Consider the following 24,531-nt stretch of genomic DNA (forward strand, 5'->3'; position numbering starts at 1 on the left):
GAGTTTGTTGAGTATACTGAAATATAATAATGGTCGCGTAGCTCAGCTGGATAGAGCATCTGCCTTCTAAGCAGACGGTCCCAGGTTCGAATCCTGGCGCGATCACTTGACGGGACAAAAAGGAATTTCTTCTCTTTGTTCCGTTTTTTTTTGGGCATAAGAACCTGTTAATGTGTCAGATAGTGCATATAACTTCATTAACCCTACGGTTCGATCTGTCTTCTCACCGTTAATTCTCTTGCATAGGACAATATCCTTGTCTTTTTCAACCAGGAGAACGGAGTGGATAAAGAATACCAGGATAAATCACGTGTATACAGAAGGTCATATTTATCTCATTCGCCAGAATATCGTATATTCATTATCCCAAAGTCAAATATATAACAGTAGTATAGTACCGTGATTTATTACAAAGTAATTGAATAATACTAAGGACGAAACGACAAACAGGTAGGATGCTACCGGTTGTGGATAACAAACTACAATAAAAATGTCTATTTATAAATTCCGCTTTACAACATGACCAAACGAGATTTCTTTAAGATCATTATTAAACTTTTAGGGCTTTACTTCGCCGTTTCCGCTGTTTTTAGTGATATACCGACGTATTTGAGTTATTTTACGCAGTCCAGTCATCCCGCTGTCTTTTTATGGGCTATCGGGACGATACTGGTAGTGATACTTATCTTTATAGCACTTGTATTCTTGTCTGATAAAATAGTGACTTTATTACGATTGGACAAAGGGTTTGATGAGGACCGGATACAGTTTGAAAATTTTAACGAGGCCAACCTGGTAAAGCTGGCCATACTCATTCTCGGAGGAATACTATGGATAGATACCTTTCCCGGATTCATTACGGATTGTTTTTTGGTTTTTAAAGAGCAGGTCACCCCTAAAGGAACCGAAGATGTGATATCTGTGAAATATGGCCTTTCCGACTATTTCCGTATGGCGGTATCGGGGATAGGATTGCTCATGGGATATCTGATGTTTACCAATTATAAGAAGATCACCGGATGGCTTTTACGAAAAGAACAATAAAGATCATTGCTCCGTAAGATAATTGTAGATGATTTGTAGTCACTTTTTAACTACTTGTAGTCGGTTCATAGATGGTCGGAATGATGCCGCAAAGTAGTCCTGTGCTATATTTGCGATTGAAGTATAACCTTTAACCTGCTACAATGAACAAGGAAACCTATTCAAAGACGTTTTCTTCTGAAGCTGCCGTCGGGTGGCAATGCATAGACGGTGCTGCATTGTAAATGACGGATACAATAAAAACAACACGTATATGAAAACAGTACAGTTTTTAACAAGAGTCTCCCTCTTTGTCCTTATCGGCACATCGGTCCTTTCCTGTAACAACGACGAGGATAGCGATGATATCCCGCCCGTACCGGAAACCGGGTACTTTGTCAGGACCATGAAGGTTACGGATGGCGAGGATCGTCTTTTTTTTAACATCACCCTGGAATATGACGATAACAATAGGCTTGTCGGGGAAACTTTTGTCGCGAAATCCGGGGCAAGAAAAGTAGGGTGAAATGTTGAAGGATCAGACCTGTATACACGTAACCAACAGAGAAAAAACATACAGCAAAAAAGATGAGATTAAATAAAATAATACTGTTCCTGGCATTTGCAACAGCTATAAGTTCCTGTACCGGTCCCTCTCCCCGCAAAGTAGTGGCACAGACCTGGCTGAACGTCAACCTTGTTACGGCACACTATTCGCCGAAGTTTTTTACGGAGTTGAGGGAAAGGAAAGCAAACAACAATATAACCGTTTATAAAGATAATGCCGTCACAAAGGGTACGGCCGTGGAATATGTAACCCAAAATGTGATTGGCCCGCTTGACGAAGCTTTGAAAAAGGTAGAACGCCTGCCCGTAGAAAATGATACCAAAGCCTTGATACAAGCGTCTCTGGAAGTATTCCGCTATAGCAGGGAAGTCTTTGAAAATGACTATCTCGCCATTGCCAGATCGATTGATGAAAAACAGCCGGAAGATGCCATTGAAACTGCTGTTGATGAGCTGTTTGCAAAGCACGACGGAGCAATACAAACCCGGTTAGACCGGTTGGATAGCTATGCCATACCTTATGCCGAAAAACACAATATCCCTATCCAGAAGTAAATAATCGGCTGATATAGATGAAAATCCATATTTCGTTCAAGTTGAACAACCGGACCATTACAAAATAGCGGTTGGAGTAGTACCTGGAAGCGCATTATTCGACTGTCTGGAATTCGTATTAACGAATAAAAAGAATTGATGATTACTATAAACCCAAAAAATGCCTTTCCCGTTGACGAAGTATTGTTCACATTTGCCCTGGCATCCGAAGCCGCCGATGTATTCGCTGCATACAGGCATTTGATCTGCGGAATAGGCAAAGTAAATGCAGTCTATAACCTGATGAAAGCCATACAGCAGAAAAAGCCGTCATTGATTGTAAATTTAGGTTCTGCCGGAAGTAATCATTTTAAAAAAGGCCAAGTGATCTGTTGCACAAAATTTGTACAGCGGGATATGGATGTCAGGGGATTGGGATATGAGCAATACGAAACACCGTTATCGGGGTTGCCCCCTGTTCTCGAATACGGTCTGCAGATGGAGGGAATACCCGAAGCTGTTTGCGGAACCGGGGATAATTTTGAAATGGCACATTCGGCAAGGGGTTACAATGTTGTGGACATGGAAGCCTATGCCCTGGCTTTGATTGCTATGAAAGAAAATATACCTTTTCTCAGCCTTAAATACATTTCCGACGGTGCAGACGGCAGCGCAGCCGAAGATTGGACGGTACAGGTACACCATGCTGCCGTTGCTTTTGGCAGGGTATTAAAGCTGGACAATAGAAAGCAGGCCTGAACGTGTAATATCCTTTTCAGCTCTCAAAATCTTAGTACCTTTGGCAGTGCTATTGCAAAAGGACTTTCTACATGCACATTCGAAACGCTTACCAGAACAATCTTAAAAATATATCCTTAACCATCCCTGAGAACCGGTTGATCGTGGTTACGGGACTTTCCGGTTCGGGGAAGTCTTCCCTGGCCATGGGCGTGATAGGGAATGAAGGCTATCGGTATTTTTTAGAGAGTTTATCCGCTTACAATCAACAAAATGCCGTTTCGATACCAACAGCCTCGGTAGACGATATAACGGGGCTTCCGCCGGTGATCAAGGTAGAGCAATCCAGGCGTTTTCAATCGATCAATGCTACCTTTGGTACCTTATCCGGGTTGACGCCTGTCTTCCGGATTTTGTTCGCCCGCTATTCCAGAGAAGAAAGTATGAGCAAATCCTTGTTTTCGTTCAATCATCCCCGGGGCGCCTGTGAAATATGTCGCGGAATCGGTGAGGCCGAATATATTGATACAGATAAACTGGTAGGCGATGAAACCAGGACCTTACGTGAAGGAGCCATTGTAACCACGTTGCCCAACGGGTATATGGTGTATTCACAAGTAACGGTAGAGGAGTTGAATAAGGTATGTGAAGCACATGGGTTTAATGTAGATATTCCGTGGAAAGACCTGACCCCCGAACAACAGGAGGTGATCTGGAATGGGAGCCAGCGCATACAAGTCTACTATGGGAAACACAGCCTGGAATCGCGCCTGCGTTGGGAAGGTTTTAAGGCAAAACCCCGCGAGATCGGTTATTACAAGGGCATTTTACCCGTGATGAGCGATATACTCCGGCTGGATAGAAACCCGAGTATTCTCCGCTTTACAAGTGCTAAAACCTGTCCCGGTTGTCACGGTGCACGTATCAAGGCCGAACACCTGAAGTTCCGCTGGAAAGGACTGAATTTTCAGGAGTGGATGGAGTTGCCTTTACAACCATTGTACGATAAACTCCGTAACACACAACACCAGGCGGGAGAGCAGGTACTGGTAAACAAATTGTGTACCTCATTATACGATCTGATCCGGTTGGGGATGGACCATTACTGCCTGGGGACACCGAGTATGGACATTTCCAGCGGAGACGGGCAACGCATCAAACTCATCAAGCAGGTAAACAGTAGCTTACAGGGTATTCTATATGTTTTTGACGAGCCCTCCATCGGGTTGTCACCGGCCTATCAGCAGCATTTGTACAGCATTTTACGACGCCTCATCAGCCAGGGGAATACGGTTATGGCCGTAGAGCACGATCCGGACCTCATCCGGAAAGCCGACTGGATTGTAGAATTAGGACCTAAAGCCGGGATTCATGGCGGGGAGGTGGTCTTTAACGGGAAGAGGACAGATTTTCTTAGCGCAGAAGGTTTAGAGAGTCCGACATTGGCCGAATTGCGTTCGCCCGCAGCCCGCTTGAATAGCGAACGACAGCAGCTTTCGGAAACAGCATTCCGCCCGGCGGCAAAGCGGTTATCCGTAGTAAGCCGGAAAACAGCGGCTGTAGCAGATATTATAAAAGCATATAGCAAAGAAAAAGCATTGCAGGTACTCACCGTATCCGATCAGCCGATAGGCAAGACCCCGCGCAGCAATCCGGCAACCTATACCGGGATGGCCGATAAGATCCGGGACCTGCTGGCCAAAACCGACGAAGCCGGGACATTGCAACTGAAGAAGAGTGCCTTTTCCTTTAATAACAAGGCAGGGCGCTGCCCCCGTTGTGAAGGGGCGGGGGTAATTACCCTTTCGATGAGTGTGATGGGAACTATTAACCAGACCTGTCCGGAATGTAACGGGAAACGCTTTAAGCCGGACGTACTCCGGGTACGCTGGAATACTAAGAATATTGCAGAAATTTATGATCTCAGTATAGCAGAAGCGTATGATTTCTTTCGGGATGAAAAGAAATTATCCGGAATTCTGGCGTTGATGCTGCGCTTAGGTTTAGGATACATCAAACTCGGGCAACCGTCCAACACCTTGAGCGGGGGCGAAGCACAGCGTATAAAACTCACTAAGCACTTTGTGAAGCCTGCCCGGCAAACCATCTTGCTGCTGGAAGAACCCAGTGTGGGGCTGCACCGGCAAAATGTGGTACAATTGCTGAAAGCACTGCATCAGTTGAAACAGGAAACTTCGGGAATCGTATGTTTTGAGAATCATCCCCTGTTTCAGTCGGACTGTGATGTATGGGTAAATAATGCGGAAAGCATCGCTGCAGTAAGCGAACGTATTCCCGAACAATCAGCCACTGATGCCATTCGTGTCAGGGGAGCACGAACTCATGTGTTGAAAGACATCGATATTACATTGCCCAAACAACAACTCACAGTGGTTACGGGAATTTCGGGATCGGGAAAATCTTCTTTGGTGATCGATACCCTGCACGGCTACGGATTGCAGGAAATGAGCAAACAGTTTTCAAGCTATCAACAAAACAGGGCAGGGATTGACTATCAGTTTGAAGCAGACCATATTACCGGGTTGACCCCTACGATCTGTATCACCCGGAAAGACCAGCAGTTTTCCGGGCGTTCGGACGTAGCCAGGCAAACCGATATCGATAAAAGTCTGCGTTTTGCCTTTTCGCGTAAAGCACAATACGAAGGTAAAGAATGGTCGGCCAGCCATTTTTCGAATGCACACGAATTAGGGAAATGTGGTGTTTGTGATGGCGTAGGACACGAATTGCTTCCTGATTTGTCCAAAATAGTGTTGGATGAAGAGCTGAGCATTGCCGACGGGCTCTTTGAGCACAACAAGGCCCTGTACTACTACGGGCAGGCCGGCGGGCAGTATATGGCGATCGTAAACGAAATAGGGAAGGAGTATGGTTTTAGCCTGCAAACACCTTTTAAGTCATTAACTCAAGGGCAACGGGCTGTTATTTTTTATGGAATCCCGGAGAAAACCTGGGAAGCCACCTGGGCTTTCGAGACTAAATCACGAGCGGGAACCCAACAGGTAAAGATGGTGTGGAAAGGCTTATTCGCCTATTTAACGGACGAATATTTTCTTACCCGTAAGAATAAAAATATTCAGCATTTACGCGCTTTGCTGACCCCGGAAGTTTGTAACCATTGCCAGGGAAGCGGATTACAACCCGGGCGTTTAGCGGTTACCCTGAGCGGCAACTCCATGCGGGATCTGAAGGCGATGAGTTTACGGGAGTTTGAAGAATGGCTGGTACATATTCGGGCAAAAGAGGCAGTGGATACCGGGTTGATAGCAAAATTACGAGAGCATTTGCAACATACCCTGGAGCGGGCGCGTCAATTACATATAGACCATTTACAGCTCAACCGGAAATCGGGCACCCTGAGTGGCGGCGAACAACAGCGGGTTTCACTCATCAAACAATTGAATAGTCCGTTACAAGGGGTAACCTACTTGCTGGACGAACCTTCGGCCGGATTATCACAACACAATATACCGGACCTGATTGCTTTACTGAAAACGCTTGTGGCCAAAGGCAATACGGTCATTGTGATTGAGCATCACAAAGACATCATGCTGGCGGCCGATCATTTGGTGCATATAGGCCCGAAAGCAGGAAGTATGGGAGGCGCGGTTACTTTTCAGGGAAGTACAGCCGATTACCTGTCTTCGGAAGCATGCCACCCCTATATAAAAACAAAAAGCAGTGCGGTGCGTTTGCAGCAGGGAAAGGAGTGTATTCATATAGAAGGCATAGCACGTCACAGTCTTAAAAGAGCGCAAACAGACATTCCGGTAGGCGGTATTTCAGCCATAACCGGGAAGTCGGGCATCGGGAAGACCACCTTGGTAAAAGAGGTCGTAATGCCAGGTTTACAGCAGCATCAGCCTGTGTATTGCAGGCGTATTGATTTTCCGAAGCAATACCGGGGCGTACATTATTTCGAACCTAAAAAATTGCAGGCCTATAACAGTACGTTGTTGGTAGCTTACCTGGATATATTAAAAGTGATTACCAGGATATTTGCGAAGGAAACCGGTGGTAAGACCAAAGACTTTTCGTATAAAACCAAAACGAGTCAGTGTCCCCATTGCCAGGGAAGTGGTACTGTAACCACGAGTCTGGATGTAGCTGCCAGGCATATTGAAATTTGTGATGTATGTAAGGGAAAGCGTTATCAAAAAGCCATTTTAGCGTATACCACAGGTGGAAAACATATTGCAGATGTCCTGGCGATGAACGTTACAGAATTGTCGGATTGGATAGCCCCTTATGCCGGGACTGCCGGGGCAGTACGGCAATTGCAGGCATTGATTCATATTGGGCTTTCCCATATACGGCTCGACCAAACGGTAAAATCACTTTCGTCCGGGGAAAAACAACGTTTGTTGTTATTTCATTGGTTGCAGGACAAAACGAAAGATCAACTATTGATTTTAGACGAACCCAGTATAGGGTTGCATTACGCCGATATAGATTTGCTGTACGAAGTATTGAAGCAGCTAAGTGTGCACAATGATCTTATAGTGATCGATCACAACCCGTATTTACTGGAAAAAATAGGTGTTGGTGTAGATTTAAATCTTTCAACGGATAATATGCCCTGTAAGTAAAACCCAACAGGGATCTGAAAACCCATAATCCCGGAACAAGTTCGGCATTTTGCAAAGCCGGTCAATACCAACCGGTATACCCGCCTGGCAGGCCAGAACAAGGCCACACCAACGCCTTGTGAATTTTTGTACCGATAAAAATAATATGAAGCCGGTTTTTTTCTTATTTTGGTTAAATATCGATTTCAGTGATTACCAGGCAAAAGTCTTATTCAAAAACGTCAAGATGGAATTCGGATAGAATCCTGCCTTTTAACCGATCAAATACTTTATATGAAAAACGCCTTATCTTTTACATTCCTGCTGCAGACATTGCTTTTAACAGCACAGATTCCCGTTTTATTACCTGATAATCCGGAAGAAAATAAAACCCGGTTGAACCATACTGATAATAACCTGGAGATCTCATGGCCATTGGCAGATGCCAGCGAGGCCAGAATGGTACTCAATCTTGAAGAAGGCAAACCGCTGTTTCGCAGTATGGGAATAGTAGAAAAAGGGAATCTAAAAGAGATAGTACAGGACCTCGACCCGGCTTTTGTCATTAATGTCGGAAAAAGAACTTTAAAACCTGAAAACGGGTGGACTGTTTTTTTTGATAAAGTGCCCGAAAGGCCTTATACCTCCCATTTACTGAAATTCAGTAAAAAAGATTTGAAGGTTGTTAAAGGAGGGCAAAGGACCAAAATTATAATAGAAGAAATTACAGCGCCGGATTTTACGGGGAACATTGAAATTACGATTTATAACGGGCAGCCGTTGTTGAATATAGCTGCGGTGGTCTCTACCCGGAAAGACAGTACGGCAATACTTTACGATGCCGGTCTTACCGGAGAACAAGCCTGGGAAAAGGTCTCATTTGTCAATACTGACAACCAGTTCCGGGAAATCAGCCCGTCCGTAAAAGACACGAGTACGAACGAGGCCGTGAAATACCGGACGATCATTGGCAATTCGAAAAAAGGAGCTATTGCTGTTTTTCCCCCTCCTCACCAGTACTTTTACCCGTTGGATGAAGCATTTAATTTAAAGTTCACCTGGTACGGGTCCGGTTACAGAAAAATGATCCCGGAATACGGAATCGGCATCAGGCAGGATCCGGAAGGAGATCACCGGTTTGTTCCGTGGTTCAATGCACCTCCCGGAACAGAACAGAGACTCCACTTCTTTTGTTTGCTGGGCACCGACGGGTCGCAGACACTGATGAATTTCGTTAAGGAATACACACATGCAGACACCTATGTTCCGTTAAAGTCTTATAAAACGATGGCCAGCCATTTTCACAATGAGTTTATCATGAATGTGGTCATGGCCGATAAACCCATCCCGGAAAATCCCGAATTTGTGGATGTTTTTAAACAGATGGGAGTAGATATCGTGCATTTGGGGGAGTTTCATTACACAGCCCATCCTACAGGTCCCGACGATCAGCGTTTATCAGAACTGAATGCATTATTTGAACAATGCAGGCGTCTTTCGGATACCGGTTTCCTGTTGCTACCGGGAGAAGAACCGAATGAATTTCTGGGAGGTCATTGGATGGCCATATTTCCGAAGCCTGTTTACTGGATCATGAGCAGGGAAGAGGGCAAGCCGTTTCTTACCGAGGATACAACCTATGGAAAAATATACCGGATAAAGGATAAAAAGGAAATGCAGCGCCTGCTGGAACTGGAAAACGGGCTGGCCTGGACTGCACATCCCAGAATTAAAGGTTCCACCGGGTACCCGGATAAGTATAAGGATGAACATTTTTTCAGTTCTGATCATTTCCTGGGGGGCGCATGGAAAGCAATGCCGGCAGATTTGTCTGAACAGAGATCGGGATTGCGGGTTTTGGATTTACTGGATGACATGAATAATTGGGGGCATAAGAAGAAAGTTATAGCAGAATCCGACCTTTTTACGGTTACTCACGAAAATGAAATGTATGCCCACATGAATATCAATTACCTGCAAATGGACGATTTGCCGGATTTTGAAGAAGGGTGGCAACCGGTATTGGATGCGATGGCCGGAGGAAGGTTTTTCTCCACCACGGGAGAAATCCTGATCCCGTCGTTCTCAGTGAATAAAAGGGCGTCCGGGCAAACGGCAGAAGTAAATAAAAACGGAGAGGCCAATATTGCATTAACGGTGGACTGGACCTTTCCATTAAACTTTATAAATATCGTATCCGGAGATGGGGAAAAAGTATTTAAGGAACGGATTGATCTTGATGATACACAGGCTTTCGGAGCCAAAGAATTTCACTTTTCCGTTAATCTGTCGGGGAGAAAATGGGTACGCGTCGAGGTATGGGATGTTGCCGTAAATGGTGCGTTTACCCAAACTGTTTATCTACAATAAGTTCCGGTTACGTTAAAACAAAATGTGTCAGTCACCACGATCATTACAGTATCACAAGATCATATGTTCACCCTGTCAACGGGATTTCCGGGGATGGACACCACCAGGAAACGCAAGGGGCCGGCGGATTTATTACAGATCTTATGTGCTTGTTTCGCTTTAATTCCTATACCTTCGTTTCCGCTGACCTGAATTTCTTTCCCGTCCAGGAAAAAAGTGGCCACCCCTTCAAGAATATAAAAAAATTGTTCCGTTTCATTGTGATAGTGCAGTTGCTCTTCTGTATTTGACGGCATACACTCTTCCTTGATGATGCCGTTCTCCGATTGTAACAATGTCCACGCATCACACTTGTCTCCCCATACATAATGGGCTGAGTTCTCCTTATTCGTAATCATCACTTTGTGTAGTTATAAATCATCCCGTAACGAGGCGAACGGCTAAATAAGTAAAACCGTTATTTATGACAAAATAAAGCAGGAAAAAAGAAGGAGTACAGGTACGGTAATAATATATGCGCTCCGGATCGTTTTACTTGTGTTGGCAATACCGGAAAATCAATAAAAAAATAAAAAATACCTGTTTTTCGGGATTGTCCTGTGAGCAGGAACCTTATAACTTCGGTTTGTTTCGGGATAAATATTTTGCCGCAGCCTGGGTGAATCCGGGATGATGCCCCGTAAAGGCGGGATATTTACCTGCAATTCTCATTAAACATTGCAAAACACTAAAAACAGCAGTATATTACACTGATTGTAAGAAGCCAATACATAAATTTACCAATTATAACTTTAAATTTTCAATAAATGGGACCATTTCTGTTAAGTACTGCATTATTAATGCTCACATGCCAGCCTGTTGCTGCTGCCGGGGTAAAGTTCAATCTCAATTAACCGAGAACATGAAAAATACACCTATTTTTTTATTTATCGTCTTTCTTTTTACGGGGATGGTAAACACAAACGCCCAATACAAGCAGGGAGAGTATCAGAAACACCCGCTTCAAAAGATTTTCCCGGAACAACGGTTTGATTCGGTTGCCGCCAGGCACTCCCTGGGGCAGGGTACTGCGACCGTAAAGGGGGTGGCCTTTACAAAACCTAAAAACAACCTGGGCTTCAAGGCCCCTTTGGCCAACAGGATCTTTGCAAACCATATTACGGTAGAGTTATTTCCTTATACACCTTATTTTGAGGAATGGTACGAGCTTAAAAAAAAGAAGGAAAATGTAAAGAGAAATAAAATTGTTTATATGGACAGTATCGCTTATCAATACCGGTTGTACTGCGAGACCAATTCGAGGGGAGAATTTACTTTTCCCAAAATGAAACCCGGAAAATATATTATTATGGGAACCTTACCCTGGACCTCCAGTGGTTCCTATGATCAATATACGGGAAGTGGTTACGGTTCTTATGGGGGGCGGGTAGATTATTATGAGCGTCAGCATTATACCGTGTCCCACAGTGATTTCCTGATACGGATCATAGAGGTAGAACCGGGAGAGGAAGTCGTAAAAGTCAAACTGAAATAAAACTTCATTATACCGTAAAAAGACCATTATTGGTTTTTGTGTGGTAATCTTTCTTTGGGCTTGCTATGGCAGGCCCGTCTGTTGAATTAAAAGGTGCCATTCCTTTCTTTTGTGTCATTTTAAAGCCTCCGTATTCACCACCGCAACTGTGGTTTTCGATTCCCGGGAATGATAAACCTCATCCCGGGTAATATGCCCGTAATGCGGCACTCATGGATATTCAGAAAATTATCTCAGGACAAGATAATCGCAGCAATATTTGTAAATTTAAGATCACTACAAAACAGCCGAATTATGAAAACGGGAAAGATAGGATTAAAAGAAGCCGTTTCCATCGGGATCGGTGGAATGGTGGGCGGCGGGATTTTTGCCGTATTGGGGTTGGCAGTAGAACTGTCACAGGGAGGTACCCCGATCGCATTTTTAATAGCGGGAACCATCGCATTTTTGACTTCTTATTCGTATGCAAAACTATCCTTGAAATTCCCGGACAGGGGAGGGACCGTCAAGTTTATGAATGCGGGGTTTGGTGTCGGGGTATTTAGCGGCGGCCTGAACAACCTGCTGTGGATAAGCTATGTGATCATGCTGTCGCTCTATGCCAGCGCCTTTGGTTCCTATGCGCCAAACCTGCTGAGTATTACCGGAGAGAAGACAACGGATACCCATATCTTTATGAGCCTGATCGTATTGGTTGCCGCGGCCATCAATTATTACAGTATCACCGTGGTAGGTAAGATAGAATCGTATGCCGTAATCATAAAGTTAATAATACTTCTCTCCTTTGTGGCCATAGGCGCATACGGTTTGGCGGGGAACGAAAACCTCGGCCAGCTGGCCGTCTCAAACTGGGAAACTCCATTAAAACTTATCACGGGCGGGATGGTGATTTTTGTAGCCTATGAAGGTTTTGAACTGATCGCCAATGCAGCTCCTGATATCGTAAACCCTGAAAAAAACATTCCGAGGTCTTACTATGGCTCTGTCTTATTTGTTGTTGCGTTGTATATGGCTATTGCCGTGATCACTGTCGGGTCGTTGCCATTCGGTGAAATCGCCAAAGCCCAGGATTATGTTCTGGCCGAAGCTGCCAGGCCCATGCTGGGAAAAGCGGGTTTTACAGTGATTACCATCGCAGCCCTGATCTCTACTTTTTCAGCCATAAACGCATCTTTATACGGGGGAAGCAGGGTAAGCTACGAATTGGCGGAAGATGATGAATCTCCCCATGAGCTTACCAAAAAATTATGGAACCAGCCCATAGGGTTGGCCATTACCACCGTATTGACCTTGTTCATTGCAAACATATTGAATCTGGAAAGCATTTCTACGGCCGGGAGCATCGGGTTCCTGCTGATTTTCGCTATGGTCAACTACGCAGCTTTTAAAAAGGCTAAGGAGATAAAAGGAAGCAGGATCATCACCCTGGTGGCCACCGTACTTTGTTCCATCGCTTTAATCGTTTTGACAGCACAGCAGTTACAGGCTAATTTATCAGGAGCGCTGATCGCCATCGGTATTGTATGCTGTAGTTTTCTGTTCGAATACATTTATAAAAAGACAAGTAAATAATAAAGACAGATACTTTCAGGTAAAAATAATATGTTAAACAAATTCATCCCTTTTCTTTTTATATTTTCAGGACTGATCGCAAATGCTCAGGACAGTGAGCCCTGGGTTGCATTCCCGAATAAAGACATCTTTAACACATCTTTAACATAAGTGCTTCTCTTATATTGATAGTTTTGATATCAAATGAGAATCAGTCGCATTAAATACGGTGTTGCTTATTTGCTCCTTGTGTTTTTTATTGCTGTAAAGACAGCAGGGGTACACGCACTGACGCACCAGCACGGTGATGATAATCAGGTGGTTCATTGTACCCTGTGCGACTATATCATGACCCATAATCATATCCCGTTCCTTTCGTCAGATACGGTACAATTCCGGGCTGAGCACCCGGTACACGTTCCGGGAAGGGAAGTTGCGGGAGCATACCATACCGTATATATCGAAACCGGTATTCCCGATCATCTTTTCTCCAGGCCGCCCCCGGCATGAAATTCCTCCCTTAACCATTGCCGTATTCGACCTGGATACATTTACCTGGATCAGGCGTATTCCCAACCTGGTTATCGGCAGTGCCAGTGATAATAATACTCCTCCCAATCCTGTCAGCGGGGATAATGCATGGGCAAACGGGGGCTATTATTTTGGAGTGGTTTACACAAATACCACTTACAACATGAGCCTTTTCCATTATATTGAGTTTACAGTGGAAGGATTTTAGGAATCTTACGGCAGAACAAAAAGACAGGACCTGTTTAGACCTAAATATAGAATATACGAATCTTTAACGAGAATATAATACCGGAAAATGATTTGCAGAGACCTGAAATACGCCCGATCGGGACATGGAATGAAGTGGCTCCGTTTCGCTTTTATCGGTTGCTTTCTCCTGTTCAGTTGTAAAGAGCAAAAAAGCGGACGGATGAACTCGCTTGTCAATAAGGAGGAAACAGGAAGCATGGTCCGGGAGGTGAAAAACAAGGTACTCCTTGACCATTTCTACGTGGTACTGGACAGCAGTTCATATGCCCGGTTTATATCCCATCCGTTTATAAAAGGCTCTTATGCCGGAATAGACCTTGGCCTGCCGGGCTTTGAACCGCCCGGCCAATCGGCAACCTCGGTATACCTGAGAGGTGAAGAAGACTATATTGAAATCCTGGGGCCGCACAACAGGTTTCAGGAACCCATCGGGCAGAACGGGATAGGATTTTCGCTAAACGGGAAAGAGTTCTCGCTGGACAATAAACCCATCCTTAAAGAGACGGAGACTAAGTTTTTAAAAGGCAGCGATACGGCCTCATTCACGATAAATGACGAGGAAACCGTGTGGTACAAAGCTTTTTATACCTATGGGATGGACACCAACTTGTTTACCTGGTATTCCTATTACAACCCCGGGTTTCTGAAAGCCCTGCACCGGGAAGAAGCCGATGATTATTCGGCAAAACGGTTTTTAAAAACAGCCTATAAGCCCGACAGGCTTTTCAAAAAAATTACGAGGATTGAAATTCATTGCAACAAGGCAGACCATTTTCGTATTGCCCGGGAATTGCAGTTACTGGGAAACCTTCATAAGGAAACAGGAAAAAACCACATCTTATTTTCTGTAGGTGATGTACAGATCAGTATCCTCCTGGATGAAGCACTTCAGGATAGCAGAATTGCCCGAATGGACGGTTTGCTCAATCAAAGGGATGACCGGGTACTCCATTTCGGGAAGTTGACCATAAAAAATAATGGGTTTGAAACCCGTTGGATCTTTGACCCGTATCCATAATAACAGACCATTTAACAGAGTATAAACATCAAAAAAGCAAAACACATGAAATCAAAAATGTTTAGTCTAATGGCTCTCCTGCTTTTGGCCATAGGCTGTAAAGACCAGAAAAAGAGCTCCGGAACAGAGGAGACAGTAAGCACCGATACCGTTCAAAGCAGCATTTCCATTGAAAAACTGGAAGGTTCTCCGGAATACTCCGATGCTGTTTTAAAAATGGTAAAACCCGCTGAACCTGAAATAGAACCTGCCGAGGGAGGGACGGATTTTGAGTTTGAGCTTGAGAATTACGAGCTCGGAACGCAAACGGCATCAGACCTGGCCGGCCAGCTGGCAAATTCCGGCGACGGACAGCATATTCACTTTATCCTGGACAACCAGCCGTATGCAGCCCATTATGAGACTTCCTTTAAAAAGGAGCTCCCGGAAGGAACCCATTACCTGGTGACCTTCCTGAGCCGGTCTTACCACGAAAGTGTAAAAAATGAAAATGCCTTTATCGCCGAAAAAATAGTGGTAGGGGACAGTACCGGACAGCTGAATGTGGATCTCGGTGAACCCACTTTGATCTATAGCCGTCCCAAGGGAGAATACAGCGGTAAGGATACCGAAAACCTCCTGCTGGATTTTTACCTGTTGAATACGACCCTGTCTGAAAACGGGAATTTTGTCCGGGCTACCATCAACGGCGAGGAATTCGACCTCACCGAATGGGCTCCCTATATCGTCAAAGGGCTGCCAAAGGGAGAGGTGACCGTAAAACTGGAGTTGCTCGACGGGAACGGCGCCCTGCTTCCCGGAGACTTCAACAGCGTAGAGCGAACTGTTATCCTGAAGGAATAGGGAAACCCGTTTGCTGATAACACCGGGAGAATGACAATCAATAACTATAAACTGAATTACCGGTAATAAAAAGAGCTGTCTGAGATGGATTATATTTCTCAGACAGCTCCTGGTTACTGGAGAGAAAATACCCCGGGGCTGTTTGACATTCAGTAAAATCTTTAATACGACTCCATTGCCAGGGTAAGCGTAGTGGTAAGTTCCAGTCCGGTAGTGGAAACGGCCCTGATGGTCAACTCGTATTGTCCCGGAGTAAGGGTATCGTTCTCCCTGGTCGTAACTTCTCCCGTGTCTTCGATGATACCGAAAATTTCATGGGTATCATCGAACAGTTCCCCGTCTTTTTTGATACTGACGATCTCGAATGTACTTTTATATTCCGCCGGGTAGAATGCAGGTGCACTGGTTTTGGAGCCGCCTGTTAGTGCGAAATGAAGGAAATCGAGATGAATACTCATATCATCTTCGGGAAAATACATACCGTAGAAAAACTTGATCTGCGGGATGAATATTACCCGGAAAGGCGTGGACGCAACAGGAAACCCGTCCTTCAGCAATGCCGGTTCCAGGTCATAAGACACTTCCTCCTGCAGGGTCGGGTTACCTTCTGTACCTGCAAAAGTGATCAGGTCGCCCTCCAGGCTTACCGATACTTCACCGCCGGTTTCCGGCAGGTACCACGTGGTACCGTTTGCCGGTATGGCGGGGGATTCCAGTTCAAAGTGTGTTTCGTCATTGCTGTACAGTGCATAGGCAAACGGAATACCGTCGTTGTTCCCGGCCTCAGAACTCCTACCTGAAATACCTGGCCCCGCTACCCGGCCGGAATATATCGATAGGGATTAAGGCCATACTCTGAGAACATATGGGCCCGATGCCGGTACGGGTATTGAGTGTGAATGCTGCCTGACTGACGAACCCGATAACTAAAATCCAATGGATTTCAGGTCCGTAATGATTTACTCCCGTTCCCCGTCAATAATGCTCTTTATGATCTTTGCAGGGATACCTCCTGCAATGACGTTGTCGGGAACATCTTTGGTCACCACGGCACCTGCTGCCACAATAGAGTTCTCACCAATGGTTACCCCTTGTGTGATGGTTGCGTTGGCACCGATCCATGCATTCCTTTTTATACGGATATGCCCCGGAACCAGTGAATGCCTGTTTTCCGGTGACAGGGGATGGCCCTCTGACAGCAAACTGACCTTGGGAGCGATCAGGACATCGTCTTCTATGGTAATACCGCCCAGCCCCAGGAAAGTGCAATCAAAATTTATAAATACGTTCTTACCTATTTTGATATGCTTTCCGCAGTTGATATACAAAGGGGTGAACACCGCGGTACTTTCGTCAATTTCAGAACCTGTGATCCGGCCCAGCAAATCCCTGATCTCACCGGGGTCTGAGGACTGGTTCATCCGGAGTAGCAGTTTCTTCGTGGCATAAGAGGCTTCCCTCATTTTAGAGGCTTCGGGATCGCCGGGAGGTATGGTTTCCCCATTCCTGAGCCGTTCGAAAATATCTTTGTAATCTTCCATTCTCTGTTTGTTTTTTCAATGTAAAAATAATATTCCTCCGGCAGAAATGACTAAATATTTCCGGACTCCTCTTTATTGATTTTCAAGAGAAGCATAACAGGTTGTTGCACATTCCTTATGACGCATGCACCCTCCGGTATTCTATAATTCCGGGGATTTTCCTGTGTTCGTCCAGGGCCCCGGTCCGGGCAAACCGGCACCATATCTGCCGGATTTCCCTGCCGGCCTGTTCCAGTTCTTCCGGTGATTTTCCCTGGCTGAAAGCCGAACTTTCCCAGAGACCCTTACGGCCGAATAACAGTGAAATATCTGAAATATGGGCGGCCCTTATACCACTGTTGCGGTCTCCCCAGTGTATGCTGTAGCGGTATACCACACCGCCTCCGGCGGCAATATCGGAGGCAAAGACCTTTCCCGGGTTCCGGTATATGCGATCTGTGGTTTTACGGATCAGCCATTCCAGTACGGGTTTTCCAAGGCCGGGTATACGGCCGACAGCCTTGAGTTTTTTGTCAAAAGGGACAAAGACGGAGGTCTCCCGCTCGGTCCAGCCTATAAGTACCTTCCATTGTCCGGAACGCTGCCGCCATATTTTTTCGGCGTCTTTTTCCGGGGGCAACGGGTAATGGCCGTACTGCACCCCGAAAGGCATACCTCCCTTTATTCCGAAACGTTTCATCGAAAGTACCAGGTCGCTTTGAAGTTTCAGAAGATCCTCAATATCTGCGGAACCGGCTGTGGTAATGGCATGTGAGATCATTTTCCGGATCATCGCGGCCCTGTTCTTCCTGATACCCAGGGGAGCACTTTGTATGATGACTTTATGAAAAAGTTCCCCCACATCTTCCGCAAGCATCAGGTGTGCAATGGCATCGCCCCCTGCCGATTGTCCGAAAAGTGTAACATTTCCGGGGTCGCCGCCGAATGCCGGAATATGCTTTTGGATCCACTTCAGGGCAGCCATAATATCCAGAAGCCCCAGGTTTGCCGGGATATTGTGATATCCTCCCAGGAACCCCATAACCCCCAGCCTGTAATTGATGCTGACCACAATAACCTCATTTTCTTCTACCAGCGGATACGGATCATATACCGGGGAATCTCCGGCACCTGATGTATACGATCCCCCGTAAACCCATACCATAACGGGCCATCCGGAAGGAGGAGGGGGTATGCCGGGAAGGGTTATGGAAAGATATTGACAGTCTTCCGTAAGTGTTATGCCCTCGAGAATATCCCTGCCCAGCAGCGCCCTGGTTTTCCGGGAAGGATTCTGGGGGCAGGCCGGTGATTTTTTTCCGGCGGGAAAAGGAAGCGGGGAAATGGCCACTTCTTCCGGAAGGTGGTAACGGCTGGCTTTTGCATAGGGGATACCGGTAGCCCGGACCACATTTCCATCCCGCCATCCTTCCACAGGGCCGAGCGAAGTCTCAAAAACAATGTTCTTCATCATCAGTAGAAAATGTCAGGGGGTTTGCGGAAACACAAAAATATGAATTTTTATCATGTTGCATGGTAACAACAGGTCCCTGCACAAAGATATTCCGGTACATGAGCCGGAGTATTTCAAGGTCTGCCCGATAGTATGATGTACCGGTACTGACAGACTTGTACAAAAGGATTTTGTTCATACCTTTGTAAATAAGGTATTAAAAGAGTTTTCTATGTCCATATCCAGGGAATCCGAATTAACAGGAATGCAAAAGGCAAGTGAGGCCGTCGCATATACACTGCGTAAAATGACCGGTTATGCCAGGCCCGGAATGACCACCAAAGAGCTCGATGATTACGGGGCGGAAATCCTGTCCGGGTTCGGGGCAAGATCCGCGCCTTTTCTTACCTATGGTTTTCCGGGACATACCTGTATAAGTGTAGGAGGGGAGTTCTGTCATGGTATACCTTCCGCCAGCCGTGTACTGCAGGAAGGAGACCTGATCAATATCGACGTTTCTGCCGAGCTCAACGGATACTGGGCAGACAACGGCGGGTCGTTTGTGCTGGGAAGGGATATTAACCGGCATCAGAAACTCGTTGATGCCTCTAAAGCCGTTTTGAAAAAAGCCCTTGAAAACATCCGCGGAGGTATCAGGATTTCGGAAATAGGGCACCTTATGGAAACCGAAGCTAAAAAAAGGGGATATAAGGTGATCAAAAACCTGGGAGGTCATGGTATAGGGCGAAGTTTGCATGAAGAACCGGTAGACCTTCTCAATTATAAAGACAAATTCGACCGCCGGAGATTCCGGAAAAATTCGGTAGTAGCCCTGGAGACCTTTATTGCAACGACCTCTACCTATGCCGATACCCTCGCTGACGGATGGACTATGACGGGGAACAGGGGTGGTTTTATGGCTCAGCACGAACATACCATTGTCATTACCGATGGTAAACCTTTAATCCTCACCGAAAAAAACGGAATACTCAATGAATGACAGGGTATCAGCAATAGCAATATACAGACATCCTTTTAAAAGAATACCATGTTTATAGTAAACCTAACCTATAAGGTTTCCTTCGATCAGGTGGAACCTCATCTTCAGGCACATATGGCTTTTGTAAATGAGCAGTATGAAAACGGGAATTTCCTGGCGTCCGGGAAGAAAGTCCCGCGTACCGGCGGGATAATACTGTCTTCAATGGAAAGCAGGGAGGCCCTGGAGCGCCTTATGGAGCAGGACCCGTTTATACTGCACGATGTTGCCGGTACTGAAATCACGGAATTTGCACTGAGCAGGGTCAGTGAGCATTTAAAGGCTTTTTCAGGATCATAAGGGCTGCGAAAAAAGCCCCGATAACGGGGCCTGATCTTTGGTAATAATATGCTGCGGTCGGGGAGTATTTGTTATTTCCCCAGGACCTGCCTGATCTTGTGATAGATCTGGTGGTTGTCGTAGATACCTCTGAAGGCTTCCGAACCGGGGCCATAGGCAAATACGGGGACCATAACCCCGGTATGTCCGCCCGTGGTAAACTTTCCGTCCAGTTCGTTATAGTTGCCCTCCCTGGCCGGCAGGGAATATCCCCCGGTCTCGTGGTCTGCGGTGATTACAATAAGCGTATTACCATCTTCTTCCGCAAAGTCCAGTGCCTTACCGATGGCCTGGTCAAAATCGATCATTTCCGTAATGATATATTCCGCATCGTTGGCATGGCCGCCCCAATCGATCTGTGAGCCTTCCACCATCAGAAAGAACCCCTTATCCGATTCCTTTTGCAGGTGACGGACGGATGGTGCTATCGAGCGTGGCAAAATATCATCGCGTCCTTTCAGGATAGACTCGGGCTGATCGTCTGCTATAAAATAGCCCACCTTGCCGGCTGTGGTTTTCAAAGCATCGAGGTCATCGATAAACGAAAAACCCTTGTCTTCCAGTTCACGGATAATATTCCGGTTGTCAAACGGTTTCTTTTTGGAATCGACGCGGTTTTCAAAATATTTCTTTCCCCCGCCTATAAAGAGGTTTACCGGGGCATTGACCATATCCGCGGCAATCTCGTTTTCCATGCTTCGCTTTAACTGGTGGGCAAAAAAACTGGCCGGGGTAGCGTGGGTAATGGCACAGGTAGCAATGAGCCCGGTAGCATAGCCATCGTTCCCCAGAAGTTCCAGCAGGGTCTCTTTCGGTTTTCCGTCCTTATCTACGCCAATGGCGCCGTTATACGTCTTTTCGCCTATGGAAAATGCAGTGGCCCCCGCAGCAGAATCCGTGATGAGCTCTGAAGAAGAACTCGTCTTGCTGAACCCGATATTGGCAATCCGCTCCACATGGAGCGATTTGTTCCGGTATATCCCGCTCGAAACCTGGGTGACCCCCATACCGTCCCCGATCATCAGGATGACATTTTTAGGGCGTTTCCCGTTCTGGTTTATAATGATCTCGCCGTTTTCCAGGTCGGTTTTGACCGTCGGGCTGACATTGATGCTGCAACCGGAAATGACAAAAAGAACAGTAAGGACACTTAATCTGGTGAGTAATTTCATGGTATTGTCGTAAATTTAGGTTATTGAGTATAATTACTTGTTTCCAAATTTAGTAAACCTCCGGGAGTAATATCTCTTACCCTACTTTATATTTGTGTGATTTTTTGTTTAAGTCCGCATAGGGTATGATTGTAATTTATTGATCGGGAAATACCGGACCGGGTTTAATAATTTACACTTTTACTTATCTTTATTCTTTTTTAAACAAGGCCATATTCCTTTTGCCGGTTTCATGGCAATAATGCTTATAGCTGATATCAATCCTGTAAAGTCCTGTACTCATGAAAAAAACACTATTGTTACTTGCCTTATGCTCTTTATTATCCCTTCAACTCACTGCCCAGGAAGATAATCCCGGGACCGTAATCAACCATATTGCCGTGTATGTCGCCGACCTGGCCCATAGCACGCACTTTTACCGTGATATTATCGGGCTGGATACTATTCCCGAACCCTTTCACGACGGTAAACATACCTGGTTTTCCATAGGTTCGGGTGTGCAGCTGCATTTAATACAGGGGGCAACAACTGCCACAGAACACGACAAGAACAGCCATCTTTGTTTTTCCGTAGCGTCTGTCCCCGCTTTTATAGAGATCCTCAACAGGAACAAGATCCCTTACGAAGACTGGCAGGGAGAAAAACAGGCTGTTACCAACCGGGTAGATGGCGTAAAGCAGATCTATATTACCGATCCGGACGGATATTGGGTAGAGATCAATGATGCGCAATAAAAATACCCTCTGCAGGGTATTTCCTGCAATTTGTTTATCGGATAATTTTATACCACATAAACCGATAAATAAATTGTATTATGAAAAGACTTATACTCCCCGGGTTTATTGTTCTTTTTAACCTGGTGATGATCTCATGTTCTTCCGATGATGATAACCTCACCGATAAAAAGGGAGAAGAAGACCCGCCGAAAGAGGAAGAATTCGAAGACGGAGGTACCGTATATACCTCTCAGCTGGTTACCATCGATAAAAAGGGAGCCAGTGCAGCAAGCTACGAAGGCACCTTTAACGACCATGCGATAGCACTTAGAAGTGAAACGGACAGTACCCTGGTTTTCATGGTTTTATCAGACCTGGCCAAAGTAGGGGAAGACAACTTCCTGAAGGTGCCTGATCTCGATCTCCATATAAGCTATGAGGTGAAACAAACGGAACTGCCCGGCACCCCGGACGAGGTACTTACTCCCCTGGTTACCGAGATCAGTACTATTGATGCCGGTAGTATAGAAGATGAAAGCTTAAAACAGTTCTTCGAAGGGTTCAATGCGTATTACGCTTCCCTTTCCGCTTCCGACAAACAGGCCATGGCAGAAGCCTATGCGGCCAACTTTAACACTGATGACAGTAATCTTTCACAGCGGATGGCACCGGAAGATGTGCTTACGTCCTGTGAAGAGCATATCCGGGATATGGAGGCTTCGGCATTAGTAGCAATAAATACGGTAGAACATCCTCCGGTTTCCATTCTGTTCAACGCAATAACACTGGTAAAACTCAACACTGCCGTAACCACATGCAGGGAAATTCTCGATATCCCGGCGACAAACCTGTTTCTCGAATTCAGGGAACCGGAAGATGATAATGGCAGGGTGGTTTTTGTCTCCGGAACAGAAAGAGGGTTTGCCCTGAACCTCGGCACCCGTGGCCTGCAGGCTTCCGATGAGGAGGGGGCTACCGGGATCGTTGCGGAGAGTTTTGAGGTCATCCACCGGTTAAATACCCTGGTTACGGATAAGATCAATCCCGTTATTGCCGCCAACAGCGAAGCCGTACCCGAATATTTCACTGCGGAACCTCTGCCCGCACCGGTTTCCATTCCGGAAGAAGCGGAAACACAGGTTGCCCTGCTTGCGGAAGAACAATTCATGAATGTCGGTTTTGGTGTTTCAGGTCCGGATGTTAGCTTCACCGACCTCGCATATGCCGATGGAAGTATTCATATCGCCATGAATATTCTCAACCCGGACTGGATGGAAGGAGATGAAATAGAAACCTCCCTGACCTATACCTATGCTCCCGGGAACTCAAACCGTATAGAGGGAACCCTTCCCATAGTAGTGCAGACGTACTGTAAAGGAGCAGGACCGGCAGCAGATATAGAGGTATCCGGCGATACGGCTACGGTAGTGCCTACGAGGGGAAACGCGCCTTTGAGCTATACATGGAGTACAGGAGATGAGGGCCCTGTTGTGAGCGGACTGGCACCGGGAGAATACACTGTGGTTATTTCTGATTTTAACCAGAGATGTTCAACCACGATATATGTGACTATTGAATAATCCGGATACCGTCAAAGAATACAGACCACCTGTTAAACCGATACCATTTTTACGGCCGCTTCATGCGGCCGTAACTTTTTTATTTTCCGGCTTTTCTCCTTTTCCTCCATTTCCGGATCACCAGGAACAGTACCACGCCAATCAGGACAAAAGGCCAGACATTTGTCAGGGCGACGAAAAACCATACCAGGTTGTCCCAGCCATTGCGGAATCCCTGCCTGAACTCGTGTCCGAACCCGGTATGCCCGGGCAGGGTTTCATAGAATGATATGGTCAGGGTAGAGAATGAGACCCTGTTCTTTAAATATTCAAGCCGTCCTTCAACAGATTCGATCTCCGACCGCAGTATGCCTGCCTGTTTTTCGATCTCCAGTATTTCGGTCACATTTTTTGCCTGCTTTAACAATTCGAGATAGCGTATCTCAAGTTCTTTTTTGGTCTTCAGCCTGGCCTGTATATCGAGAAACTCCTCGGTGACGTCCCTGACGTTTATCTGCTTGTGGTCCAATTGGTCTACGTCCCTGGTGATTTCCTCCAGGAAAGCATCGAAATTATCTGCCGGAACACGAACCGTCAGGGTATTCCTTTTTGATCCCGGGTTGTTGAACTCCTGGTCTGATGCGATATAGGTATTGTATTTGTCCGCAGCCTGGTAAATGATCTCCCTCGTAGCCCCGAGGTCGTCGGTCCTGAATTCGATATTACCTTCTTTTATAAGTTTTCTTTCCGCGATTTCCACCTTGTTTTCCCCGGATGAGGAAGACGCCGGGGCCAGGGACACTTCGGATTCCGTCATTCCGGAACCGGTAGAACCGGCATGGTCTGTACAGCCGGTAAAGGACAGGGACAAAGCGATGGCAACAAATTTGAATAACTGGTGCTTCATGAGCATATGGGTTACTGATCAGTATAAAGATATAAAATATTCCGTCCCGAAAATAAAGCAGGTGCTTCGGCGTTAGCTGTTTACCGCCCCGGTCAATAATAACCCTTATAGCTATGTACCTGACAAAAGAAAGTTTTTTACGTATCGCAAGGCCTGTTGTCGTGTTTCTGATGATCTGCATTATGGGAATATCCTATGGCTGCAGGGATGAAGATGACGATGCTGTGTATGAAGAGGAAAAGGAGGCGGCAGCGGATACGGTGTCCCGGCAGCCGTGAA

The 24,531-nt window shown here is 46.0% G+C and carries 22 protein-coding genes and 1 tRNA gene; 17 read left to right on the top strand and 6 right to left on the bottom strand.

Annotated features, from left to right (window positions below):
- The first annotated feature begins 31 nt into the window (after window positions 1-31).
- From DN748_RS12105 to DN748_RS12135, 7 genes are all read left to right on the top strand, one after another.
- Window positions 32-105, top strand: a tRNA-Arg gene (locus DN748_RS12105).
- Window positions 106-519: 414 nt separating this feature from the next.
- The gene (locus tag DN748_RS12110; protein ID WP_112372090.1) at window positions 520-1,044 is read left to right on the top strand and encodes a hypothetical protein; all 525 of its coding nucleotides are present in this window, start codon (window positions 520-522) and stop codon (window positions 1,042-1,044) included.
- A gap of 253 nt (window positions 1,045-1,297) precedes the next feature.
- Window positions 1,298-1,549, top strand: coding sequence for a hypothetical protein (locus DN748_RS12115; protein WP_112372091.1), 252 nt, complete (start codon window positions 1,298-1,300; stop codon window positions 1,547-1,549).
- A gap of 62 nt (window positions 1,550-1,611) precedes the next feature.
- On the top strand, window positions 1,612-2,145 hold the full coding sequence (locus tag DN748_RS12120) for a hypothetical protein (protein ID WP_112372092.1): 534 nt from the start codon (window positions 1,612-1,614) through the stop codon (window positions 2,143-2,145).
- A gap of 138 nt (window positions 2,146-2,283) precedes the next feature.
- Window positions 2,284-2,883: a phosphorylase family protein gene (locus tag DN748_RS12125; RefSeq protein WP_112372093.1), complete on the top strand. Its 600-nt coding sequence runs from the start codon at window positions 2,284-2,286 to the stop codon at window positions 2,881-2,883.
- 71 nt (window positions 2,884-2,954) lie between these two features.
- Window positions 2,955-7,472, top strand: a complete 4,518-nt coding sequence (locus DN748_RS12130; protein WP_112372094.1) for an excinuclease ABC subunit UvrA — start codon at window positions 2,955-2,957, stop codon at window positions 7,470-7,472.
- A gap of 273 nt (window positions 7,473-7,745) precedes the next feature.
- On the top strand, window positions 7,746-9,821 hold the full coding sequence (locus DN748_RS12135; protein ID WP_112372095.1) for a CehA/McbA family metallohydrolase domain-containing protein: 2,076 nt from the start codon (window positions 7,746-7,748) through the stop codon (window positions 9,819-9,821).
- A gap of 59 nt (window positions 9,822-9,880) precedes the next feature.
- Here the strand turns inward: DN748_RS12135 and DN748_RS12140 are convergent, their stop codons facing one another.
- A complete protein-coding gene (locus DN748_RS12140) occupies window positions 9,881-10,219 on the bottom strand; it encodes a cupin domain-containing protein (RefSeq protein ID WP_112372096.1) in 339 nt (112 codons plus the stop codon).
- Window positions 10,220-10,722: 503 nt separating this feature from the next.
- On the opposite strand from DN748_RS12140, the gene DN748_RS12145 reads away from it, so the two are divergent.
- From DN748_RS12145 to DN748_RS12165, 5 genes are all read left to right on the top strand, one after another.
- A complete protein-coding gene (locus DN748_RS12145) occupies window positions 10,723-11,355 on the top strand; it encodes a peptidase associated/transthyretin-like domain-containing protein (protein WP_112372097.1) in 633 nt (210 codons plus the stop codon).
- A 294-nt stretch (window positions 11,356-11,649) separates the two neighbouring features.
- Window positions 11,650-12,927 (top strand): APC family permease, encoded by a 1,278-nt coding sequence (locus tag DN748_RS12150; protein WP_112372098.1) that lies wholly within the window; start codon window positions 11,650-11,652, stop codon window positions 12,925-12,927.
- Window positions 12,928-13,155: 228 nt separating this feature from the next.
- Window positions 13,156-13,416 carry a hypothetical protein gene (locus DN748_RS19005; RefSeq protein WP_146746607.1) on the top strand — a complete coding sequence of 87 codons (261 nt, stop codon included), beginning with the start codon at window positions 13,156-13,158 and terminating at the stop codon, window positions 13,414-13,416.
- Between the two features lie 316 nt (window positions 13,417-13,732).
- Window positions 13,733-14,704 carry a DUF5829 family protein gene (locus tag DN748_RS12160; RefSeq protein WP_146746608.1) on the top strand — a complete coding sequence of 324 codons (972 nt, stop codon included), beginning with the start codon at window positions 13,733-13,735 and terminating at the stop codon, window positions 14,702-14,704.
- Window positions 14,705-14,749: 45 nt separating this feature from the next.
- A complete protein-coding gene (locus DN748_RS12165; protein ID WP_112372101.1) occupies window positions 14,750-15,547 on the top strand; it encodes a hypothetical protein in 798 nt (265 codons plus the stop codon).
- A 161-nt stretch (window positions 15,548-15,708) separates the two neighbouring features.
- Here DN748_RS12165 and DN748_RS12170 read toward each other — a convergent pair whose 3' ends face one another.
- The 3 genes from DN748_RS12170 to DN748_RS12180 all read right to left on the bottom strand — a co-directional run bounded on the left by DN748_RS12170 (window position 15,709) and on the right by DN748_RS12180 (window position 18,541).
- Window positions 15,709-16,128 carry a hypothetical protein gene (locus tag DN748_RS12170; RefSeq protein WP_112372102.1) on the bottom strand — a complete coding sequence of 140 codons (420 nt, stop codon included), beginning with the start codon at window positions 16,126-16,128 and terminating at the stop codon, window positions 15,709-15,711.
- A 378-nt stretch (window positions 16,129-16,506) separates the two neighbouring features.
- Window positions 16,507-17,088, bottom strand: a complete 582-nt coding sequence (locus DN748_RS12175) for a DapH/DapD/GlmU-related protein (protein ID WP_112372103.1) — start codon at window positions 17,086-17,088, stop codon at window positions 16,507-16,509.
- A gap of 115 nt (window positions 17,089-17,203) precedes the next feature.
- Entirely contained in the window at window positions 17,204-18,541 is a 1,338-nt protein-coding gene (locus DN748_RS12180; protein ID WP_112372104.1) for a carboxylesterase family protein, read from the bottom strand.
- 211 nt (window positions 18,542-18,752) lie between these two features.
- Here DN748_RS12180 and map point away from each other — a divergent pair, with 211 nt between their 5' ends.
- A complete protein-coding gene (map, locus tag DN748_RS12190) occupies window positions 18,753-19,520 on the top strand; it encodes a type I methionyl aminopeptidase (protein WP_112372106.1) in 768 nt (255 codons plus the stop codon).
- A 48-nt stretch (window positions 19,521-19,568) separates the two neighbouring features.
- Entirely contained in the window at window positions 19,569-19,859 is a 291-nt protein-coding gene (locus DN748_RS12195; protein WP_112372107.1) for a YciI family protein, read from the top strand.
- A gap of 71 nt (window positions 19,860-19,930) precedes the next feature.
- Here DN748_RS12195 and DN748_RS12200 read toward each other — a convergent pair whose 3' ends face one another.
- Window positions 19,931-21,070: an alkaline phosphatase gene (locus DN748_RS12200; protein ID WP_201741474.1), complete on the bottom strand. Its 1,140-nt coding sequence runs from the start codon at window positions 21,068-21,070 to the stop codon at window positions 19,931-19,933.
- 281 nt (window positions 21,071-21,351) lie between these two features.
- Between DN748_RS12200 and DN748_RS12205 the strand changes: the two genes are divergently transcribed.
- Window positions 21,352-21,804, top strand: a complete 453-nt coding sequence (locus tag DN748_RS12205) for a VOC family protein (RefSeq protein ID WP_112372108.1) — start codon at window positions 21,352-21,354, stop codon at window positions 21,802-21,804.
- Between the two features lie 80 nt (window positions 21,805-21,884).
- Entirely contained in the window at window positions 21,885-23,366 is a 1,482-nt protein-coding gene (locus DN748_RS12210; protein WP_112372109.1) for a hypothetical protein, read from the top strand.
- Window positions 23,367-23,445: 79 nt separating this feature from the next.
- Here the strand turns inward: DN748_RS12210 and DN748_RS12215 are convergent, their stop codons facing one another.
- Window positions 23,446-24,252: a DUF4349 domain-containing protein gene (locus DN748_RS12215; protein ID WP_161554553.1), complete on the bottom strand. Its 807-nt coding sequence runs from the start codon at window positions 24,250-24,252 to the stop codon at window positions 23,446-23,448.
- A 113-nt stretch (window positions 24,253-24,365) separates the two neighbouring features.
- Between DN748_RS12215 and DN748_RS19105 the strand changes: the two genes are divergently transcribed.
- The gene (locus tag DN748_RS19105) at window positions 24,366-24,530 is read left to right on the top strand and encodes a hypothetical protein (RefSeq protein WP_161554554.1); all 165 of its coding nucleotides are present in this window, start codon (window positions 24,366-24,368) and stop codon (window positions 24,528-24,530) included.
- Window position 24,531 lies beyond the last annotated feature (1 nt).

The organism is Sinomicrobium soli, assembly GCF_003285545.1.
Taxonomy (GTDB): Bacteria; Bacteroidota; Bacteroidia; order Flavobacteriales; family Flavobacteriaceae; genus Sinomicrobium.

Coding starts and splice junctions, on each gene's coding strand:
- DN748_RS12210 (WP_112372109.1), top strand. CDS start 21,885: ATGAAAAGACTTATACTCCCCGGGTTTATTGTTCTTTTTAACCTGGTG.
- DN748_RS12110 (WP_112372090.1), top strand. CDS start 520: ATGACCAAACGAGATTTCTTTAAGATCATTATTAAACTTTTAGGGCTT.
- DN748_RS12180 (WP_112372104.1), bottom strand. CDS start 18,541: ATGATGAAGAACATTGTTTTTGAGACTTCGCTCGGCCCTGTGGAAGGA.
- DN748_RS12150 (WP_112372098.1), top strand. CDS start 11,650: ATGAAAACGGGAAAGATAGGATTAAAAGAAGCCGTTTCCATCGGGATC.
- DN748_RS12160 (WP_146746608.1), top strand. CDS start 13,733: ATGATTTGCAGAGACCTGAAATACGCCCGATCGGGACATGGAATGAAG.
- DN748_RS12125 (WP_112372093.1), top strand. CDS start 2,284: ATGATTACTATAAACCCAAAAAATGCCTTTCCCGTTGACGAAGTATTG.
- DN748_RS12205 (WP_112372108.1), top strand. CDS start 21,352: ATGAAAAAAACACTATTGTTACTTGCCTTATGCTCTTTATTATCCCTT.
- DN748_RS12175 (WP_112372103.1), bottom strand. CDS start 17,088: ATGGAAGATTACAAAGATATTTTCGAACGGCTCAGGAATGGGGAAACC.
- DN748_RS12165 (WP_112372101.1), top strand. CDS start 14,750: ATGAAATCAAAAATGTTTAGTCTAATGGCTCTCCTGCTTTTGGCCATA.
- DN748_RS12215 (WP_161554553.1), bottom strand. CDS start 24,252: ATGAAGCACCAGTTATTCAAATTTGTTGCCATCGCTTTGTCCCTGTCC.
- DN748_RS12140 (WP_112372096.1), bottom strand. CDS start 10,219: ATGATTACGAATAAGGAGAACTCAGCCCATTATGTATGGGGAGACAAG.
- DN748_RS12135 (WP_112372095.1), top strand. CDS start 7,746: ATGAAAAACGCCTTATCTTTTACATTCCTGCTGCAGACATTGCTTTTA.
- DN748_RS12145 (WP_112372097.1), top strand. CDS start 10,723: ATGAAAAATACACCTATTTTTTTATTTATCGTCTTTCTTTTTACGGGG.
- DN748_RS12195 (WP_112372107.1), top strand. CDS start 19,569: ATGTTTATAGTAAACCTAACCTATAAGGTTTCCTTCGATCAGGTGGAA.
- DN748_RS12130 (WP_112372094.1), top strand. CDS start 2,955: ATGCACATTCGAAACGCTTACCAGAACAATCTTAAAAATATATCCTTA.
- DN748_RS12200 (WP_201741474.1), bottom strand. CDS start 21,070: ATGAAATTACTCACCAGATTAAGTGTCCTTACTGTTCTTTTTGTCATT.
- DN748_RS19105 (WP_161554554.1), top strand. CDS start 24,366: ATGTACCTGACAAAAGAAAGTTTTTTACGTATCGCAAGGCCTGTTGTC.
- DN748_RS12115 (WP_112372091.1), top strand. CDS start 1,298: ATGAAAACAGTACAGTTTTTAACAAGAGTCTCCCTCTTTGTCCTTATC.
- map (WP_112372106.1), top strand. CDS start 18,753: ATGTCCATATCCAGGGAATCCGAATTAACAGGAATGCAAAAGGCAAGT.
- DN748_RS12120 (WP_112372092.1), top strand. CDS start 1,612: ATGAGATTAAATAAAATAATACTGTTCCTGGCATTTGCAACAGCTATA.